The sequence below is a fragment of the Mycolicibacterium gilvum genome (genome assembly GCF_900454025.1).
GTDB lineage: Bacteria > Actinomycetota > Actinomycetes > Mycobacteriales > Mycobacteriaceae > Mycobacterium > Mycobacterium gilvum.
This window is the reverse complement of sequence record NZ_UGQM01000001.1, coordinates 1,757,714-1,775,457: the sequence shown is the minus strand read 5'-3', so window position 1 is coordinate 1,775,457 and position 17,744 is coordinate 1,757,714. Positions and strand designations below refer to the sequence as shown.

Annotated in this window: 18 protein-coding genes; 11 read left to right on the top strand and 7 right to left on the bottom strand. The window is 67.3% G+C overall.

Going from position 1 to position 17,744, the window contains the following annotated elements; genetic code table 11:
- Positions 1–5 precede the first annotated feature (5 nt).
- The 4 genes from DYE23_RS08395 to DYE23_RS08380 are packed head-to-tail and all read left to right on the top strand — an operon-like array spanning position 6 to position 3,189.
- Positions 6–626, top strand: coding sequence for a TetR/AcrR family transcriptional regulator (locus DYE23_RS08395; RefSeq protein WP_013472353.1), 621 nt, complete (start codon positions 6–8; stop codon positions 624–626).
- Between the two features lie 24 nt (positions 627–650).
- Entirely contained in the window at positions 651–1,889 is a 1,239-nt protein-coding gene (locus DYE23_RS08390; protein ID WP_115326987.1) for an acyl-CoA dehydrogenase family protein, read from the top strand.
- Entirely contained in the window at positions 1,886–2,857 is a 972-nt protein-coding gene (locus DYE23_RS08385; RefSeq protein WP_115326986.1) for a phosphotransferase family protein, read from the top strand. The genes DYE23_RS08390 and DYE23_RS08385 overlap by 4 nt, the downstream gene beginning before the upstream one ends.
- Entirely contained in the window at positions 2,854–3,189 is a 336-nt protein-coding gene (locus DYE23_RS08380; protein WP_115326985.1) for a DUF6285 domain-containing protein, read from the top strand. Before DYE23_RS08385 ends, DYE23_RS08380 begins: the two co-directional genes overlap by 4 nt.
- A gap of 1 nt (position 3,190) precedes the next feature.
- On the opposite strand, the gene DYE23_RS08375 is transcribed toward DYE23_RS08380, so the two are convergent.
- Positions 3,191–3,829, bottom strand: a complete 639-nt coding sequence (locus DYE23_RS08375; protein WP_115326984.1) for a class I SAM-dependent methyltransferase — start codon at positions 3,827–3,829, stop codon at positions 3,191–3,193.
- Between the two features lie 40 nt (positions 3,830–3,869).
- On the opposite strand from DYE23_RS08375, the gene DYE23_RS08370 reads away from it, so the two are divergent.
- A complete protein-coding gene (locus DYE23_RS08370; protein WP_011895315.1) occupies positions 3,870–4,253 on the top strand; it encodes a nuclear transport factor 2 family protein in 384 nt (127 codons plus the stop codon).
- On the opposite strand, the gene DYE23_RS08365 is transcribed toward DYE23_RS08370, so the two are convergent.
- Positions 4,254–4,541, bottom strand: coding sequence for a hypothetical protein (locus DYE23_RS08365; RefSeq protein ID WP_011895316.1), 288 nt, complete (start codon positions 4,539–4,541; stop codon positions 4,254–4,256).
- Between the two features lies 1 nt (position 4,542).
- Positions 4,543–7,314: a helix-turn-helix transcriptional regulator gene (locus DYE23_RS08360; RefSeq protein ID WP_235660356.1), complete on the bottom strand. Its 2,772-nt coding sequence runs from the start codon at positions 7,312–7,314 to the stop codon at positions 4,543–4,545.
- 343 nt (positions 7,315–7,657) lie between these two features.
- Between DYE23_RS08360 and DYE23_RS08355 the strand changes: the two genes are divergently transcribed.
- Positions 7,658–9,322 (top strand): GMC oxidoreductase, encoded by a 1,665-nt coding sequence (locus DYE23_RS08355; protein ID WP_115326982.1) that lies wholly within the window; start codon positions 7,658–7,660, stop codon positions 9,320–9,322.
- Here DYE23_RS08355 and DYE23_RS08350 read toward each other — a convergent pair.
- From DYE23_RS08350 to DYE23_RS08335, 4 genes are read right to left on the bottom strand one after another with little or no spacing between them, the layout of a single operon-like run.
- Entirely contained in the window at positions 9,282–9,905 is a 624-nt protein-coding gene (locus DYE23_RS08350; protein WP_115326981.1) for a hypothetical protein, read from the bottom strand. The two genes, DYE23_RS08355 and DYE23_RS08350, sit on opposite strands and share 41 nt — an antisense overlap.
- Complete coding sequence (locus DYE23_RS08345) at positions 9,902–10,231, bottom strand: hypothetical protein (protein WP_013472361.1); 330 nt, start codon at positions 10,229–10,231, stop codon at positions 9,902–9,904. The genes DYE23_RS08350 and DYE23_RS08345 overlap by 4 nt, the downstream gene beginning before the upstream one ends.
- Positions 10,231–11,334 (bottom strand): lipase family protein, encoded by a 1,104-nt coding sequence (locus DYE23_RS08340; protein WP_115326980.1) that lies wholly within the window; start codon positions 11,332–11,334, stop codon positions 10,231–10,233. The genes DYE23_RS08345 and DYE23_RS08340 overlap by 1 nt, the downstream gene beginning before the upstream one ends.
- Positions 11,335–13,932, bottom strand: a complete 2,598-nt coding sequence (locus DYE23_RS08335; RefSeq protein ID WP_115326979.1) for a LuxR family transcriptional regulator — start codon at positions 13,930–13,932, stop codon at positions 11,335–11,337.
- A gap of 254 nt (positions 13,933–14,186) precedes the next feature.
- Here DYE23_RS08335 and DYE23_RS08330 point away from each other — a divergent pair, with 254 nt between their 5' ends.
- The 5 genes from DYE23_RS08330 (at position 14,187) to nuoD (ending at position 17,724) form a co-directional block, all read left to right on the top strand.
- Positions 14,187–14,597, top strand: a complete 411-nt coding sequence (locus DYE23_RS08330; RefSeq protein ID WP_115326978.1) for an Rv3143 family two-component system response regulator — start codon at positions 14,187–14,189, stop codon at positions 14,595–14,597.
- Positions 14,598–14,772: 175 nt separating this feature from the next.
- A complete protein-coding gene (locus tag DYE23_RS08325) occupies positions 14,773–15,147 on the top strand; it encodes an NADH-quinone oxidoreductase subunit A (RefSeq protein WP_011895324.1) in 375 nt (124 codons plus the stop codon).
- Positions 15,138–15,692, top strand: coding sequence for a NuoB/complex I 20 kDa subunit family protein (locus tag DYE23_RS08320; RefSeq protein WP_011895325.1), 555 nt, complete (start codon positions 15,138–15,140; stop codon positions 15,690–15,692). The genes DYE23_RS08325 and DYE23_RS08320 overlap by 10 nt, the downstream gene beginning before the upstream one ends.
- Entirely contained in the window at positions 15,689–16,369 is a 681-nt protein-coding gene (locus DYE23_RS08315; RefSeq protein WP_115326977.1) for an NADH-quinone oxidoreductase subunit C, read from the top strand. Before DYE23_RS08320 ends, DYE23_RS08315 begins: the two co-directional genes overlap by 4 nt.
- Positions 16,369–17,724 carry an NADH dehydrogenase (quinone) subunit D gene (gene nuoD / locus DYE23_RS08310; protein WP_099961151.1) on the top strand — a complete coding sequence of 452 codons (1,356 nt, stop codon included), beginning with the start codon at positions 16,369–16,371 and terminating at the stop codon, positions 17,722–17,724. The genes DYE23_RS08315 and nuoD overlap by 1 nt, the downstream gene beginning before the upstream one ends.
- Positions 17,725–17,744 lie beyond the last annotated feature (20 nt).

Here is a 17,744-nt window from a genome sequence, read left to right as displayed (position 1 = left end):
CGATCGTGCCGCCGGGACCGTCGGAGACACTGAGCGCCAAAGGTCGGCAGACCCGGGACGCTCTGGCGCAGGCGGCGCGAAAGCTGTTCGCCGAACGTGGTTTCCACGGCACCACCCTGGCCGACATCACCTCGGCGGCGGGAAAGTCACCGGCGGCGTTCTACCGTTATTTCAACGACAAGGAAGATCTGCTCGCGGCGCTCGCCGAATCGTTCCTACACGACGTCGTCGCCCCGTCCGGCCTGCGGGTGCCGCTCCCCGAGTCCCCGGACGACGACGCGTTCTTCACCGCGGTCGTCACCGGATACTGGACGATGTTCAAGCAGAACATCGGCATCATGATCGCGGTGGCGCAGCTGGCCGCCACGCAGCCTCGATTCACCCTGGTGCAGAACGAGTTCCGCCGATTCGGGATGGACATCGTAGCGGCGTCGGTGCGGCGCGCGCAGGAACAGGGCTACGGCACAGAACTCAACCCGGAGCACACCGCAGCCGCGATCGCGCTGTTGTTCGAGAACTTCACCACCGTGTTCGTCGGAGCGTCCGGGTTGGGGGTGCAGATGACCGACCAGGACGCCATTGCGACACTGTCACGCATCTGGAAGAAAACGCTGTACGGGTACTGATCGAAGACGTTCAAAGGAGAACACGTGGATTTCACCCTTCCCGACCATCTGCCGGGCCTGCTCGCCGAGATGGATGCGTTCATCGAGGCCGAGATCAAGCCGCTGGAGCGGGAACACATCCAGTACTTCGATCACCGCCGCGAGCATGCCCGCACCGACTGGGACAACGGCGGCGTCCCGCGGCGCGAATGGGAGGAACTGCTCGACGAGATGCGCAGGCGCGCCGACGCGGCCGGGTGGCTGCGTTACGGGCTGCCCTCACAATTCGGCGGCCGGGACGGCAGCAATCTCGACATGGCGGTGATCCGCGAGCATCTGGCGGCCAAGGGCCTCGGGCTGCACAACGACCTGCAGGACGAGTCGTCGATCGTCGGAAACTTCCCGCAGGTCATCATGATGGACCGGTTCGGTACCGAGGAGCAGAAGCGGGAATGGACCGACGCACTGGTGACCGGCAAGCGGTCGATGGCGTTCGGATTGACCGAACCCAACCACGGCTCGGACGCGACCTGGCTGGAGACCACCGCCGTGCAGGACGGCGACGAGTGGATCATCAACGGCGCCAAGCGGTTCAACACCGGTGTGCACCGGGCCACACACGATCTGGTGTTCGCCAGAACCTCCGGTGAGGCCGGGCAGGCCCGCGGGATCACCGCGTTCCTGGTGCCCTGCGACTCCCCGGGATTCACCGTGCCGTACTACTGGTGGACGTTCAACATGCCCACCGATCACGGTGAGGTGCTGCTGGAGAACGTGCGCGTGCCCTCGGGCGCGATCCTGGGTGAGGTGGATCGCGGCCTGGAGGTCGGGCAGACCTTCCTGCACGAGAACCGGATCCGCCAGGCGGCCAGCAGCCTCGGAGCGGCGCAGTACTGCATCGACCGGGCGGTCGCATACGCCAACGACCGCAAGGTGTTCGGCAAGCCGCTCGCGACGCACCAGGCGGTCCAGTGGCCGCTGGTCGAGTTGCAGACCGAGGCGCAGATGGTGCGCCTGCTGGTGCGTTATGCGGCATCCGAACTGGACCGCAACCACCACATGGAGGTCTCGGACAAGGTGTCGATGGCCAACTACCGCGCCAACCGGTTGGTGTGTGAAGCCGCCGACCGCGCCATGCAGGTGTTCGGAGGTGTCGGGTACAGCAGGCACGAGCCGTTCGAGCACATCTACCGGCACCACCGCCGCTACCGCATCACCGAGGGCGCCGAGGAGATCCAGATCCGGCGGGTGGCGCAGCGCCTGTTCGGGTTTGGGCGCAAGTGAGCGATGACCTCGCCCGGGCGCTGGAGGACGTCTTGCGTCCTGTTCTCGGCGACACGACCGTCGAGGATCTGCAGCGTCTGACCGGTGGCGCGAGCCGGACCACGTGGGCGTTCACCTCGCGGTCGGACGGGCGGTCTCGCCATCTGATCCTGCGCACCGGGGCCCGTGACGACATCCACGCGAGCATGGAACTCGAAGCCAAGGTGCAGCAGCGCGCGGCTGCTGCCGGCGCTCCGGTGCCCCACATCCTGGCCGCCGACAACTCGCCTGATGCCGTGGGCGAGCCGTATCTGATCTGTGATGCGATTGCGGGCGAGACCATCGTGCGCAAGATCTTCCGCATGCTCGATGACACCGGGCGCGCGCGGCTGCTCACGCAGTGCGCGAAGGCGCTGGCCGCCATCCATCGCGCCGACCCCGACGGCGTGGGGTTGGCCGCGCCCGACGAACTGGCCGGGTGGCGTACGCGTCTCGATGAGATCGGTGACACCACCGCGACATTCGAATGGACGTTCCGCCGGCTGGCCGACGAACGACCCGATCCGTCGCCGATGCGCCTCGTACACGGCGATTTCCGGATGGGGAACCTGATCGTCGATGACTCGGGTCTTGCCGCCGTACTGGATTGGGAGTTGACCCACATCGGCGAGATCTATGAGGATCTCGCCTGGTTCTGCATCCGGGCGTGGCGGTTCGGCGCCGCCGAATCGCTGGGCGCCGGGGGGCTCGGCAGTGTCGAGACGTTCCTGCAGGCCTACGAGTCGGCAGCGCAGATCGTGTTGGACCGCAGCACGTTCCGTTGGTGGTTGACCGTCGCGACGCTCCGCTGGGGCGTCATCTGTCGGCATCAGGCCGAACGGCACCTGTCCGGGGAGGCACGCTCGGTCGAGCTCGCCGCCATCGGGCGACGGGTGAGCGAGACCGAATGGGATCTGTTGGACCTACTGTCCGGGAAGGGCCCCCAATGACAGCGCTGACAGGACGCCCCACCACCGCCGAGCTGGTGGCCGCCGTCGCCGACTTTCTCGACCATGATGTGCGCGGCGTCGGCGGCCAGGTCGGCTTTCACGCCAGGGTGGCCGCCAATGTGCTGCGGATCGTGGAACGTGGACTGCTCGACGACACCGACGACGCTGTCCGGGACGCGATCTCGGGGCTGGGCGCTGACGACGAGTCGGCATTGGCACAGTCCATCCGGGAGGGTCGACTCGATGACCGCCCGGAGGAGGTGATGACCGCGCTGCGAACGCTGGTCCGTCACCGCCTGGGTATCGATCACCCCGGGTATGCCGACGGCTGAGTCAGAGTCGACGGATGCGTGCCAGCCAGGCCGGTTCGTCGACCACGGTGCCGACGTCGAGGCCCATCGCGTCTGCGTGCGGAGCGGTGATCAGCCCGCGGTAGTACGTCGTGGTCAACGCCTCGATGTCCCATCCGGGATCGGCGAATGCGGCGCGGATGGTCTCCTCGCTGACCTCGGGCCCGAAGCCGCGGCCGGTGTCGGACAGCGCAAGCAGGTGGACGACGGATCCCGGGGCGGTGGCGCGGCCCAGGCTCCGAACATACTTCTCGCGGTCGGCGTCGTCGAAGATGTGGAACAGGGCGCTGTCGATGATCGTGTCGTAGGCCGGCTCGTCCCCGAGGTCGAGAGCGTCGGCCACGTCGAAGCGGGCATCGACCCCGCGCGTCTTCGCGTTGTGCCGCGCCTGCTCAACGGCGCTCGGCGCACCGTCCACCCCGAGTACGTCGTAGCCCGCGGCGGTGAGCAGGATCGTGTGCTCACCGGTCCCGCAGCCGACGTCGAGTACGCGGCCGGTGATGAGGCCGGCGCGCTCGATGTCGACGACGGCCGGCTGTGGTTCGCCGATGACCCACGGCGGGGTCTGGTCCTCGTCCTTGTAGAAGTCGTCGAAACGGGAGAGTGTGGGTGTCTGGTCCATGTCCACAGTGTTCAACCCAAACCTGAGTTGAGGTCAATACATGCCTGACACCGCAGTCGTCGCCGACCGGTTGTTCGCCGCCATCACACGCAGCGACATCGACACGGTCGCACAGATGTTCAGCCCCGGGGTCGCGGTGTGGCATAGCGGCGACGACCGGGACTGCGACCACCGGCGGGCGGTGAAGGTCATCGACTGGTTCGTCCGGGCGACCGTGGACCGGCGCTATGAGATCACCGACCGCCGGTTCTTCGACGGCGGCTTTGTGCAGCAGCACATCCTGCACGCCACCGCCCGTAGCGGGGAGGCGATCGCGATGCGGGTGTGCATCGTGATCGTCGTCGGTGACGACGGTTTGATCACCCGTATCGACGAATACTTCGATCCCGCCGAGATGCAGCCGCTTCTCGTGGGCGGGTCCTGATCAGGACGACGCGGACTCGGACGCGAGGATCCTCGCTTCGACGTCGGGTGTCAGCCGTTGCGGCATCGCGCCGGCGTTCCTGCACACGCGCAGCACGGTCTGAGCGCTGTCGGCTTCGAACACCGCGCAGACACCGAGGTCGGCGGCCACGGCGAGCACCATGATCAGCCGGACCGGTGATTCCGGTGCCGCGATCTGCGCGGCGCAGGATTCGAGCAGGGTGACGAATTTGGAGATTGTGGGGTCGCTGAACGTGGAGCGCTGCCATTCTGCGAGAAAGGTGGGCATGTCAGTTCGGCCCGTCGCGCAGACTGTCCATCTGGCGGCCCAGTTCGGTGCGGTTGCGGATTCCGAGCTTGCGGTAGACCCGGCCCAGGTTGTGCTCCACCGTCTTCGGGCTGATGTAGAGCGCGGCCGCGACGTCCTTGTTGGTGAGTCCCGACGCCACCAGCTCGGCGACGCGCTGTTCGGTGGCGGTCAGCAGATGCTGCTGCGGGCTCTCCGCGGTGCGGGCGAGTTCGGTGCGGGCGCGAGCCGCCCACAGTGGGGTCCCGAGTTGTTCGAAAATGGTCAGTGCCTCCGTCAATGTCGTTCGGGCCAGCCGTTTCTGGCGTAGCCGTCGCTGCAGTTGCCCGACGATGAGCTGAGTACGGGCGAGTTCGAACGGCATCGGCAGTCCGCGGTGCGCGTCGAGTGCGCGCAGCGCGGTGACCTGTGCTGCGGCGAGTTCTCCGCGTGCGGCCAACTGCATGGTGCGGCAGCGTGCCGCGACCGCGACTATCCATGGACGGTTCAGCCGGGTACCGGCGTCCTCCAGGGCATCGACCCACGCCGCGAACTCATCGACGCGCCCCACCGAGAACGCCGCTTCCAGAAGGTCGGGCAGGAAACGCAGCGTCGCGATCTCGATGCTCCCGCCGGTCCGGCTGCGCGCCAGCAACGGGGACAACACGTCGACCGCGGCTGCGTGACGCCCGAGGGACAACTCCAGGAAGCCCAGGACCGTTCGGAGTCCGTTGCTGGGCGGCACGTCGTCTGAGACCTGCTCGAGCACCTGATCCACCTCGGCCCTGGCATCGGACTCCCGACCCTCCAGCGTCGCGAGCAGCGCGCGCGGTTCGGCGGCCAGCGCCCTCGCCGCGGCACCTCCGAGCTGCTCGGCGCCCAGCAGCATGTCCTCGGCGAGACGTGCGGCGTCGCCGTGTCGTCCCAGCCCGATGTCTGTCATCGCCGAGTGGAACTGGATCCAGAGCACATCGACATCGGATCCGCGGGCGGCGTACCGGGCCTGCGCCTCGGCGAGTTGTGCCCGGCCTTCGGTGAGTCGCCCGGTCCACACCGAGACCAGCGCTTTGACCACCCGTGCGCTGAACGGCGCGGCGGTGTGGACGCCAGCCGGGAGTCCAGAGGTGTGGTGAACGCGTTGCTCCAGGTCGGCCGCCCGCCGCAGTGAAACCTCGTCCGCCACTTCACCGTTCGCCGTCCGGACCAGCACCTGCGCGGCCAGCGCCTGACTGGTCAGAACGTGGTCGGCCATGCCTTCGGCGTGCATCCGTGCCTGTCGTACATGGTCATCGGCACCGTCGTGGTCTCCGGCGGCCGACAGCGTCATCGCCAGAGCCAGCTGTATCTGTACCGTCAGGCCCGGATCCTCGGCCGCATCGGCGAGTGCGACCCGCAGTTCGTCGACGGCTCGACCGAAAGTCCCGCGCACCGCGAGCGCACCACCGACCAGAACGCGTGCGTGGGCCCGCATCAGCCCGTCGGGCAGACCCCGCGCGGTGGGTTCCAGGAGCGCCAGCGAGCGGTCGATGTCGCCGGCCAGCAGGTGGTCGCGGGCAGCGTGCAGACGTCGCACAGGTGTGTCGCCGCCGAGACCGATCGCGAACTCCGTGAGTTCCGCCGCGGTCGCCGGCGCAGCGTCGGCGCGTGCCGTCTCGGCGGCCGAATCGAGGGCGCGCAGGATCTCGGGGTCGCCGGTCGTCGCCGCCAACGCCAGGTGCCGTGCCTGGCGTTGCGGCGACGGTTCGACCGAGGCGACGGCGCGGTGGATCCGTCTGCGCTCACCCGGCCGTGCCTGGCTGTAGATGATGTGGGGCAGCAGTGGATGTGAGAAGCCCACGCGGCCGGCCTCGATCGAGGCGATGCCGAGATTTTCGGCCTTCTCCAGCGATCCGACGATCTGCTCGACCGGACGGTGCAGCACGGCGGCGAGCAGGTCGACGGTGGGCCCGACGACGGATGCGGCGGCGAGCAGGACCTCGTTGACGTCCGCGTCGAGCCGCTCCCTGTGCAGACCGGTGGCGTCGACCAGGCTCGACGGCAGTCCCGCGCTCCATACCCAGCCGGCGGAGTCCATGGCCTGCGCGAGTTCCAATGCGTAGTAGGGATTTCCACCCGACATCTCCGCGAGCCGCGCCATCGCAGGCCGCGAGAGGGACCGCCCCGTCCGGCCGGCCACGAGGCGGTGCAGTTCAGCCACCGACATCGGTCGGACCACCAGGCGTGTGACGGATCCGGCCTCTCCGAGGTCGAGCCAGGACACCGCGCTTCCCCGTCCGGTCACGGCACGCTCGGTGACCACTACCGCGACCGGGCCACGCACCCGGCGCATCGTGTAGACCAGTGCGTCGCGGGTCGCCTCGTCGAGCCATTGCACGTCGTCGACGCCGATCAACACCGGTGTGCGGGTGGCCAGTTCCGCGACCAGAGCCCGGAACGCGCCGATTGCAGCGCGTCTGTCGATCTCGGTACCGTCGGCGCCGGAGCGGACCAGAACCTGTCGCAGGGCCGTGCGCTGCGCGATCGGCAGCGCGTCGAACACCTCGGGTTCGACGTCGGCGAGCAGGTCATCGACACCGACGAAGTCGAGCGCCGATTCGCCGACGCCGGACCGCGTCGAGAGCACCCGCACGCCCGCGCGTCGCGCCTCCTCGCAGACATCCATCCACCGAGTCGTCTTACCGATCCCGGGCTCCCCCTGGATCACCAGGGCCGCCGGACGCCGGGTCATCGACTCGACGAAGCTGACGACGTATTCGTCGCCCCGTTCCTCGCTCATCGGTCGGTGGACCGCGGGTGGCCTATCGGATGACACTGCGGATCGATCACTGCGGTACCCCCAGACCTGTTGCACCGGGACGTGCAGCGCCCGCGCGGTCACCGGGTCGGCATGACGGTCAGCGAACTTCTTCGGCTGCGCGCCGAGCACTGTGACAGGCATCGGCGTCTCCTCGGTGGTGTACGACGTGCGGGGGCTGACATGCCGAACACTAGGGAGGCGGGCGCTACCCGGTCATGCGTAGCGCACTACCTGTTTTCGGTCGGCCACCACGTCGGCGAGATTTCCGGAATCCTTGCTGATCTGCACATACAGCCGGTACCGGAGACTTATCGTCTTCGCCATGGAGCTGCAAAACGGACCGTGCGCCGACGAAGTCAACTACCTGATCATCGGGAGCGGGTTCGGCGGGTCCGTCATGGCGGCCGAACTCGCCACAAGGAGGAGAGGTGTCTGCCTGTTCGAACGTGGCAAAGCCTATCCGCCAGGATCCTTCCCTCGTCGGGTGATGGAGATCGACGACTCCATCTGGGCACCGGGGTTCGGGAAGCACGGAATGTTCGACCTGTGGTCGTTCGACGGCATCGACGCCGTCACCGCGAGCGGACTCGGCGGCGGATCGTTGATCTACGCCAACGTGATGCTGGAGAAGCCCGCGCAATGGTTCACCCAGCCCGTCCCCGACGGCAACGGGAAAACCGAGACCTGGTCGTTCACCCACCGGGACCTGCGCGATCATTACCGGGCTGTCAGAGAGGTCCTCCAGGTCCAGGAGATACCGCAGAGCCTGCACGAAGAACATTCGAAGAAGACCACTAAATTCCTTGATGCCGGCTCTGTGCTCGCCCCGTTGGCGGTGCGCTTCGACGGAGCTGACGGTCCGGCGAAAGGCGCTCCCCTGCCGCCCGCGGACTACCCCAACATCCACGGCGACGACGTGGAGCGCACCACCTGCACGATGTGCGGCGAGTGCGATGTCGGCTGCAACCGTGGGGCGAAAAGCAGCCTGGACCACACCTACCTGTCGATGGCGGCACATCACGGCGCGCAGATCTGCGTGCGTACCGAGGTACGCGAGATCGCGCCCTGCACAGACGATTCCGACTATCTTTTCGAGGTCGCCTACGTCGTGCATCCCGAATGCCGGAACAAGAGTGAGCCGGTTGAAGGAGTGATCCGGGCCAAACGTGTGATTCTCGCCGCCGGCACTCTGGGCAGCACGTATCTGATGCTGCGTAGCAAGAAGCTCGGCCTGTCCGACTGCGCCGCACTCGGGAAGCGGTTCTGCGGCAACGGCGATCTGCTCGGGTTCGCGCTCCCGGACGGAGATGACGACGAGCTCCTGCCGAGCGGTGGCCCCGTCATCACCACCTATCGCTCCTACGACGAGGGCGAACGGCGCATTCTGTTGCAGGACGGCGGTTTACCGAATCTCGCCACGTGGGGTTGGGGGCCGGACGACCTGAGAGAGGCGCTGGCGAAGCTGTCGGTTCCGAGATTCGCGTCCGCCTGGCTGCGGCGTCTCCGGTGGCCGCTGCCGCTGCTCGGAATGGGCGCCGACATCCCCGACGGACAGCTGTGCCTCAAGGACTCCGACGACACCAAGATGACGTGCACATGGAAGAAACACACCTCCGACAAACACTTCCAGGATGTGGCCCGCCGGATGGAAGCGCTGACGAAGGACCTCGGGGCAGGCTTCCTGCGTAATTTCCTGTGGGACTTCATCAACGAGGTCATCACCGTGCATCCGCTCGGCGGTTGCCCCGCCGACACGTCCGCCCAGGAAGGCGTCGTCGACAGCTATGGCAGGGTGCGGGGTGTTCCCGGGCTGTGGATCACCGACGGCTCGGTGATGCCGGGACCGGTCGGCGCCAACCCGTCGCTGACGATCGCCGCGTTCGCCCGCAGAGCAGCGCACGAATTGAGAAAAGAGGATCTCGCAACACCCTCGCTCCCAGCACCGTTCATTCCGCAGCCATACGGCGACTCAGATAGATCCGGATGAGGCGCCCGGCGAAGAAGCTCAGGTAGCCGAACAAGGCACCGAGCTTCTCCGACCACCGCCGACTTCCGTACGGCCTCATCGTGGTCAGCTGACGCGCGAATCCGCGCACCGTGATGTACACCACCCCGGCGAGATGCCGCGGTCGCTCCTTGTCGTCATCGGGGGTCACGTCGACCAGCGTCACCAACAGTGTGGTGGTGTCCGGCCAGACCCGCCAGATCCGCCATCCCCTGGGTTCCAGCACCTTTCGCGCCGACATCTCCAATACCCGATCGTCATTGGTCAGCGTCGCCGTATAGATCATCTGTTGAACCGGTGTCCCGTCCGGTCCCTCACCGGACCGGAAGCAGACGAACTCTCCGGACGAGGTCTGAAATCGCCCGCCCAGCACAGGGATCAGCACATCGGCCCGCAACCGGGCCGCATCCACCCGGCCGGCGGTGAACGCCGCGACGTCGGGGATGTCGATCGTGATGTGCATGACCGCGGCATATCCGTCGACCCGTCCGTAGCCATCCACGGGATCCCTCGCCCGCAGGGCGATCCGGCCCGTCATCGTCTCCCGAAACCGCAGGCCCGTCACCGGTTACTCCGTGCCCGCGAGGCCAGCACCGCGAACCACACAACCACTGCCATCCAGGCCAGGCCCCATCCCCACAGGGCCGCTCCCGAGACCGGGTCGTCGCACACGGTGGCGATCAGGCCCGCCACGGCCGCGGCGAGAGCGACCAGCGCCACCCACCGCAGCCCGGAGAAGACCTCGGTGACCGCCAACACCACCGCCAGCACCAGAGCGACGACAGCCAGCGGGACGGCGCGGGGGACGTCACCGCCGAACATGCCGGGGAAAACCAGGATCGACAGCACGAGCAGCAGGCCGACATGGCAGACCAACGAGACCTTGGGCATCACTGGCCTTCCAGGAAGGCGATGACCCTGGGGAAGACGTCCTCGGCGGCATACTTGCCCAGGAACGGGTCGAGATGCCCGTATCCCGTGATCTCCCAATGCTCCTGGGTGCCGCGCGTGCGCGTCGTGAAATGTTCGAAGGTCTTCCTCATCCCCGACGGATGGAACGTCTTGTTGTCGGATCCGCACATGAACAGAAAGTTCGCGTCGGTCTTCGGTTCGTGTATCGCCACACCGGGCTGGATCCCCGGATATCCGCGTACCGGCACGAGCCGGCCCGCCGCGAGGCATCGGTGCGTCTGCCGGAACAGGCTCACCGGGACGTGGGCGAACTCACCCTTGATCCAGTCGTGGGTGACCTCGTCGAGATGGTGGTGACTCCACAGTGTCGGGAACCCCACGCCGTAGATGAAACTGGAGTGCTTGCACACCGCGTTGTCGCACTCGTGGTGGAACAGCCGCACGAGCAGATCGAGCACGCGCGCACTGAAGCTCGACGCATACAACCCGTGCTGCGGATTGAACCATTCCGTCGTCTTGCCCAGCGTCTTGAGGGCGAAGGGCAGTTTCACCGAGGCCGACCACCGCACCCGCGGGTGCATTGCCGTCGAATTGGCCACGACCGTGGTGATCTCGGGAAGCAGACCCGATGCGATCGACATCATGAAGGCGTGCGAACCCTGACAGTGCACCACCGCTTTGATCCCGCCCACCGTCGAACAGGTCCGCTGCAGGATCTCCGACACCGCGGCCGGGAAGTCGAAGACCGCCGCGTCGTCGAACGTGTACGACGTCGGCTCGACGTCGATACTGCCGCGCCAGTTCAACAACCACACGTCGAAGCCTGCCGCCGACAACAGCGCGGGCAGTGTGATCGTGCTGGGCGGACAGAACAGATCGGCGCGGGTGCCGGACCCGTGGACGAACATCACGGGCCCTTTGTCCTCGGTGCCCGGAACCGGAGGCAGATGCCGGAAGTTCAGGCGCATCCGGTCTTCGGTCTCGAACCAGACCGTCTCGACCTCAGGCAGCGTCACCCCGTCGGGGCTGCGCAGCGAGACACCGGACTGCCTCAACGACGCCGACACGGAGAACACGCTCATTCACGCCGTCCCTTCACGTCCGTGCATGCCCCCCACCGTCGACGCGAGCGCCGCCCGATCCGGAACACCGATCTTCATACAGGCCCGGTAGACGTGGCCCTCGACGGTGCGGACGGACACCGAAAGACGCTGCGCGATGGCCTTGTTCGTCAACCCCTGGGATACCATCACCGCCACCTCACGCTCCCGACCCGTCAACGGCATCGGGTTGAGCACCTGTTCGAGCGCCGGAGTCGCCGGGGCGCCGCAGACCTGCGAGAGGCGGCTCGCCCGTGACCTCGACGCGACCTCACCCGCGCGATCTCCCCGGCGCTGGTGGGCGAACGTCGCCTGGGCCGCGGCATCCGCGGCGGCTGCCGGCAGACCCGCGGTCTCCAGGTCTGCCGAGACCGCATCGAGCGCAGCCCCGTCCCCCGCCGCGAGCGCACGCAGATGCGCGACGCACAACGGTCCTGTGACACAACCGATCCTGTCACTGAGACGGACCGCCGTCGCCAGCCCGTGGGTGTCGCCCAGCCGTGCACAGTCCTGCAGAGCCCGCAGCGCCACCGCATCCTGACCCGACTGCACCGCGGCGTGCACCGCGTCGCGCGCCGAGGCGACCGCGCCACGGAGGTCCCGGGCGGCGGCCAGGGTCCATGCCCGGGCGAGCGCCAGGTCGGGTGCGTAGAGCGCCGAGCGCATCCCGTGACTGGCCTCCGCGCGTGTGAGCACGGCGGAGGCGTCGGCGGCGCGCCCCTGCTGCCCGAGCGCCTGGGCGAGCCCCGTCAACGCCAGCGGCCCCCAGCTGTACCCGGTGTAGGTCAGTGCCGCCGCCGCCTGCCGCAACAGCGTCACCGCGTCGCCGAACCGGCCGGAAGCCAAGAGCGTGTGCCCCAGCAGCACCTCACCGATGGCGCGGCCGGGCTGCTGGAACTCCGAGAAACTGAGGTAGTGGCGGGCCAGGTGTTCGGCCGACGCGACGTCGGCGTTCATGATCAGAGCGAGCGTCTGCCCGAGGCCTATCGTGAACCGGAGCAGTCCGGGATGCGCCGCGTCCAGGCCGCGTTGCGCGAGACCGTCGACCTCGGCGAAGCGGCCCATACGCGCCGACGACAGCGTCGCGGCGGCCGACGCCCACGCCACCGCCAGGTCCTGCGCGTCGTCAGCGGCGAGGATGCCCTTGGCGACCGTCACCGCTTCCGCAGGGTCGCCGGCGTTCATCGCGAACGTCGCGGCCAGCGCGTCGATGGTGTGCAGGGCGCCTCGTTCGGTGATGCGTGCGCGCATCTGCCGCAGGTACTCCACAGCCTCTTCGGATTCGGACAGCATCCAGAACCTGTTGGCCGCCTTGGGCAGTGTCCAGGCCATCAGATCCCATTGCGTCAGGGTGTCCGGATCCACCGGGTTGAGCACGTCGTCGGCGTCTCGTCCGCGGCCCTGCCACGACAACGAGTGAGCGAGCGGAAGTCGCGCGGCCAATCCGTCGGCCTGCTCGAGCGCGGCGCGCGCGAGGCGCTCACCGAGCGCGAGATCGCCGAGCCTCATGGCCTCCCAGGACAATCCGACGAGTTCGTCGGCGCTCGGCGGTTCATCGGTCCCCATGGCCAGCGCCGCCATCCGCAGCCGTGTGCTCAGGTTCCCCGGGGCGCGCACGGACATCCGGCCCGCCAGCAGTTTGCGCAGCCGGCGCATCGCGAGCAGACCCAGCGACGAGCGCACGCGTTCTGTGTAGATCGGATGGAACGGATGGGCGTACAGGGCGCCGGCCCGGTCGGTGATGGTGACGACCCCGCAGGTCTCCGCCGCGTCGACGGCGTCGATACCCGTCAGTGCGGCGAGATCGTCGACCGACAGTGGATCGTCGATGGCGAGGAACTCCAGGACCGACCGCACCGGCTCGGGCAGGTTGGTCAGATGCGCGTCGATGAGCGTGGTGAGCTGCGGGCTCAGCGTCATCTCCCCGCGCAGCTGCCACACCCCTTCGACCTGGCGCAGCGAGCCGGTTCCCAGCGCTGCGTCCACGAGGTGGCGCAGATACAGCGGATTGCCCTGGCTGATCTCGAACATCCGCACGGTGCTGACATCTTCGACGGTGCCGCCCAGGATCTGTTCGAGCAGCAGCCCACTCTCCCGCCGATCGAACGGGGCGATGTCGTGGCGGGCGAGGATGGAGTCCTTCCACAACGCGGTGACGGCGTCGGGGACCGGTTCGCCCTCGCGGACGGTGAGCATGATGTGCGCGTTGTCGGTGACGGCGAGCTGGTGCACCAGCGTCGCCGACAACGTGTCGAGGTGATGCGCGTCGTCGACAACGAGCAGAAGGCCGTGCGCAGACCTCAGCGACTCCCGCGCGGCGCGCAGCAACGTCGTCGGTTCCTCGCCGCCGGACACATCGATGAGGTGGCTGAACGCTGCGAACGGGATGTCCCTGGCCGATGCGGTCGCCGACACCCAGTGCGAGGTGAGCCGCGGATGTTTGCGGGCATAGTCACGGGCCAGCTTGCGGGCCATCGAGGTCTTCCCGACGCCGGCGGCGCCGACCAGCACGGCGCGCAGGCGCGACGCCACGATCGCAGACTCCACCTGCGTGCGCGCCAGCCCCAGACCGGCCGTCATCCGGCTCCGTCCCCCACGCGCGAATGCTAGCGCCGACCGATCTCTCCGTCGCGATGAATAGCAAAATTTGTCGGGCGCGATAATCCGCCGGGCACCCCCGCCGGCCAGGCAGCTTCCGATCGAGGGCGTTCCTCAGCAAGCTTCTCCGGGCGCCGGGGCCGGCCCGGCCGGAGGCGGCCGACGACGGCCACAGGCGCGGATCGTCCGCCAGATTCCGTAGGTGGGAACGACATTCACGGGCTACCATCGCGCCCATGGTCGTGCCGTCTGCCGAGACGCGTGGTGTGCTGCGCGTCCTCGTCTACAGCGACAACCCGAGAACGCGCGAGCAGGTCAAGCTCGCGCTGGGCAGAAGGATCCACCCCGAACTGCCCGAGCTGGACTACGTCGAGGTGGCGACCGGTCCGATGGTGGTCCGCCAGATGGATGCGGGCGGATTCGATCTGGCGATCCTCGACGGTGAGGCGACGCCGGTGGGCGGGATGGGTATCGCCAAGCAGCTCAAGGATGAACTCGACGTCTGCCCGCCGATCCTCGTGCTGACCGGACGACCCGACGACGCGTGGCTGGCGCGATGGTCGCGTGCCGAGGCGGCGGTTCCGCACCCGATCGACCCGATACGCCTCGGGGATGCCGTCGTGTCGTTGTTGCGACCTGCCGCTTGACCCCGGTACGGCGAAAGTCACTGCTGCGCTTGATTCTTCGCGCCCGCTGAGGGCAGCGCGGCATCGCCGGGCGACGCCAGTAGCGATACTAACCAAAATGTGTGGCTTGCATCCCAAACAGGGCTAGGCTGTGTGATAGCTCACATCGACAGCCTGCGAGGAGCTGCTGCGCAGTATGAATCTGTACACGCCAATCCTGGTGCTCGGTGCGATCGCTGCCGTGTTCGCGGTGGGATCGGTCGGGATCGCGTTGCTGATCGGCCCGCGCCGGTTCAACCGCGCGAAGCTCGAAGCCTACGAGTGCGGAATCGAGCCGATGGACGCCTCGGATCCCGCGGTCGCCGCGACGGCTCAACGCTTCCCGATGCGGTACTACCTGACCGCGATGCTGTTCATCGTCTTCGACATCGAGATCGTCTTCCTCTACCCCTGGGCCGTCGCGTTCGACAGCCTCGGGATGTTCGCGCTGATCGAGATGCTCTTGTTCATGGTCGTCGTATTCGTGGCCTATGCGTACGTCTGGCGCCGGGGAGGACTGCAATGGGACTAGAAGAGAAACTTCCCGGGGGCATCCTGCTCTCGACCGTCGAGAAGGTCGCCGGGTACGTCCGGAAGGGCTCGCTGTGGCCGGCGACGTTCGGGTTGGCGTGCTGCGCGATCGAGATGATGGCCACCGCCGGTCCGCGTTTCGACATCTCGCGCTTCGGCATGGAACGCTTCTCGGCCACCCCGCGGCAGGCGGATCTGATGATCGTGGCGGGGCGGGTGAGCCAGAAGATGGCGCCGGTTCTGCGGCAGATCTACGACCAGATGGCCGAGCCGAAGTGGGTTCTGGCCATGGGGGTTTGCGCCTCGTCGGGCGGAATGTTCAACAACTACGCCGTCGTCCAGGGCGTCGATCACGTCGTACCCGTCGACATCTACCTGCCCGGTTGTCCGCCCCGGCCCGAGATGCTGTTGCACGCAATCCTCAAACTGCACGACAAGATCCAGCAGATGCCGCTCGGCGTGAACCGCGAAGAGGCCATCAGGGAAGCCGAACAGGCGGCCATGGCTCTCACTCCGACCATCGAGCTGAAAGGCCTGTTGAGGTGACGGAGCCGACCGGCGACCAGACACCCGAGATCATCGGTGTACGGCGTGGCATGTTCGGCGCCAAGGGCTCTGGGGACACCTCGGGCTACGGTCGGCTGGTCCGTCCCGTCGCCCTTCCCGGCAGCAGTCCGCGCCCGTACGGCGGCTATTTCGACGAGGTGGTGGACAGACTCGCCGAGGCCGTCGGCGACGATGCGTTCACCGAGTCGATCGAACGCGTCGTGATCCACCGCGACGAGCTCACCCTTGAGGTGCACCGGGACCGCCTCGTGGAGGTGGCCCAGGCGTTGCGTGACGATCCGGCGTTGCGCTTCGAACTGTGCCTCGGTGTCAGCGGCGTGCACTACCCCGACGACTCCGGCCGGGAGCTGCACGCCGCGTATCCGCTGATGTCGATCACCCACAACCGTCGCATCCGCCTGGAAGTGGCTGTCCCCGACGATGATCCGCACATCCCGTCGTTGTTCGGCGTCTATCCGACGGTGGACTGGCACGAGCGCGAGACCTACGATTTCTTCGGCATCATCTTCGACGGGCATCCCTCGCTGACCCGTATCGAGATGCCCGACGACTGGGTGGGCCACCCGCAGCGGAAGGACTATCCGTTGGGTGGGATCCCGGTCGAGTACCACGGGGCGGAGATCCCGCCGCCCGATCAGCGCAGGGCGTACAACTGATGACCACCTCCGCGCAACGCCCCGAGCGGGTCATCGTCGTCGGCGGCCAGGACTGGGATCAGGTCGTCACGGCGGCACGGCAAATGTCTAATTCCTCCTCGCGTGCGGGGGACGCCGCCGAGCACGCCGGTGAACGGATCGTCGTCAACATGGGCCCGCAACATCCCTCGACCCACGGGGTGTTGCGGCTGATCCTCGAGATCGAGGGCGAAACCATCGTGGAGGCCCGGTGCGGAATCGGCTACCTGCACACCGGCATCGAGAAGAACCTGGAATTCCGTACATGGACTCAGGGCGTCACGTTCGTCACCCGAATGGACTACCTGTCACCGTTTTTCAACGAGACGGCGTACTGCCTCGGTGTCGAGAAGCTCCTCGGTGTCACCGACGACATCCCGGAACGCGCCTCGGTGATCCGGGTGATGATGATGGAGCTCAACAGAATCTCCAGCCATCTGGTGGCACTCGCCACCGGCGGAATGGAACTCGGTGCGATGACCGCGATGTTCCTCGGTTTCCGGGAACGCGAGTTGATCCTGTCGGTGTTCGAGACCATCACCGGATTGCGCATGAACAGTGCCTACATCCGGCCCGGCGGTGTCGCGGCCGACCTCCCCGAGGAGGGCCTCCCCCAGATCCGCGAGCTCCTGACGCTGCTGCCGACCCGGCTGCGCGACATGGAGAACCTGCTCAACGAGAACTACATCTGGAAGGCCCGCACCCTGGGCGTGGGTTATCTCGATCTCACCGGTTGCATGGCGCTGGGGATCACCGGTCCGGTCCTGCGTTCCACCGGCCTGCCGCACGACCTGCGCAAGTCGCAGCCCTACTGCGGTTACCAGACATACGATTTCGACGTCATCACCGATGACCGGTGCGACTCCTACGGCCGCTATCTCATCAGAGTCAAGGAGATGCGGGAATCCATCCGGATCGTCGAGCAGTGCGTCGAACGCCTCGAGCGCAGTACCGGCGAACCGGTGATGATCACCGACAGGAAGCTCGCGTGGCCGGCAGATCTGAAGGTCGGGCCCGACGGGCTGGGCAACTCCCCGGAGCACATCGCCAAGATCATGGGCCACTCGATGGAGGGGCTGATCCACCACTTCAAACTGGTGACCGAGGGCATCCGGGTGCCGCCGGGTCAGGTCTACGTCGCGGTGGAGTCCCCGCGCGGCGAATTGGGCGTACACATGGTGTCCGACGGCGGAACCCGGCCCTACCGGGTGCACTACCGGGATCCGTCGTTCACCAACCTGCAGGCCGTCGCGGCGATGTGCGAAGGCGGCATGGTCGCCGATGCGATCACGGCGGTGGCGTCGATCGATCCGGTGATGGGTGGGGTGGATAGGTGATGAGCGCCGGCGCGAAGAGC